Origin of the sequence: Salinimicrobium profundisediminis (assembly GCF_026241755.1) — a bacterium.
GTDB classification, from domain to species: Bacteria; Bacteroidota; Bacteroidia; order Flavobacteriales; family Flavobacteriaceae; genus Salinimicrobium; species Salinimicrobium profundisediminis.
The window spans coordinates 1-1,806 of sequence record NZ_JAPJDA010000077.1; the positions used below are offsets into that span (position 1 = coordinate 1).

Annotated in this window: 1 protein-coding gene; it reads right to left on the minus strand. The window is 41.3% G+C overall.

Features of this window, described 5'->3' with window-relative positions; genetic code table 11:
- Window positions 1-333: 333 nt before the first annotated feature.
- Window positions 334-1,806, minus strand: a 1,473-nt coding sequence (locus OQ279_RS18565; RefSeq protein ID WP_266071358.1) for an amidohydrolase, incomplete at its 5' end; no start/stop codon positions are given.

Here is a 1,806-nt window from a genome sequence, read left to right on the forward strand (position 1 = left end):
TATTTCATCTGAATTGACATGATGTATGAGTTTCCAGTAGATTGGCAGAATCCCCCACAATAAATATGAGAATCCAGCATACAGTGCGCCGTTTTTAATATCGTTTTGTCCCATCTTCCATCCTCAATTCTTTCTGATTTCGAAATATCACTATTATAGACACCTGTTAAAAAGACTTGCAATATATTTTTATCAATCTTTATTAAAAATTAACTCTATCAACCAAATTCGTTTTGCCCGCCGCTTCATTTCACTCATATTTATACACACTAAAAAAACCGAATCGTTAGAAAGATAAAATTTCTAATCATTCGGTAAAGTTGCTTAAAATATTTATTTCCCAATCTCATTCCGGTACACAGTTTTGCCGCCAATGACGGTTTGTTTTACAGGGATGGAAGCAATCGCTTCCGGAGCAATCGTAAATATATTTTCTTCCAGGATGGTAAAGTCAGCAAGATTTCCTTTTTTAATGACGCCTCGGTCATGTTCATGTGAAATCGCATATGCGCTTCCTTTTGTAAAAAGAGATACCGCTTCATACACAGTAAGTCTTTCTTCTTCGTTATAAACCGTACAATCGCTGCTGTCAATATTGGTTCTCGTTACCGCTGCATGGATGCCAAGCCGCGGATCAACAGGTTCTATTGGCGCATCAGAGCCGCCTGCACAATGGAGACCTTCATCCAATAATGTTTTCCACGCATAGCAATAATTCATATATTCCTGACCGACACGCTCCACGACCCAAGGGAAATCAGAAGCAACAAAGCGCGGCTGAATATCAAGAATAAGCGGGAGGTTTTTGATGCGGTCGATCAGCTCCTTACGCAATATTTGCGCATGAATGAGACGGTCTCTCCCTTTCCCAATTAAAGGATATTTTTCAATGGAGTTCACGACCATTTCAAAGGCAAGATCGCCTATGGCATGAACCGCTACAGGCAAGTTATACTCCCGTGCTTTACTCACGAGCTCATCAAGCTGTTCCTGAGAAAAGATGGCCACTCCAGAAGTAGTTTCATCATCTGCGTATGGATGGCTAAGCAATGCTGTACGCCCTCCTAAAGCACCATCTGCAAAAATTTTCATGGCTCCAAACTCAACCCATTCTGTACCGCTCATAAAATGCTGTCCACTGGCAATCATGCTGTCTACAACTTCGTGATGAACAAGCAAATGTGCCCGATAGTTATATTGATCCTCTTCAATGACTTCTTTTATTGCTTCATATGTATGTCCAAATCCATTGTAATAATTGAGATCTTCTGTGTGCGATCCTGTTAAACCTAATGAATAAGCGTCTGTTATAGCAGCTTGGAGTGCTTTTTTTAAGTACGCTTTTGTTACAGGAGGTACAGCTGAGAAAAGCAGGTCCTGTGCTTGGTCCTTCAATATTCCGTTGAGCTGACCTCGACTGTCCAATTCAATTACACCCCCAGGAGGACACTCTGTAGCTTCACTGACACCTGCGAGTTTTAAAGCTAAGGAATTAGCTGTTAATGCATGACGGCATACCCTTTTAAGAAAAACTGGATGATCTGGTACCACTTTGTCTAATTCCGCTGAAGTGATTGGCGAAGGATCTTCCCATAAATTTTCATTCCAGCCTTCTCCAACAATCCACTCACCAGCAGGGAACTGCAGCGAATATTCCTTAACAGCAGCAAGCACATCTCCTTTGGATGTACACTTTGACAAATCAAGTCTGATCAGCCTTTCACCATGACCAATTAAATGCATATGACTATCAACAAATCCCGGCAGCATGGTCGCTCCCTTAAGATCTTCAATCAAATCAAGATT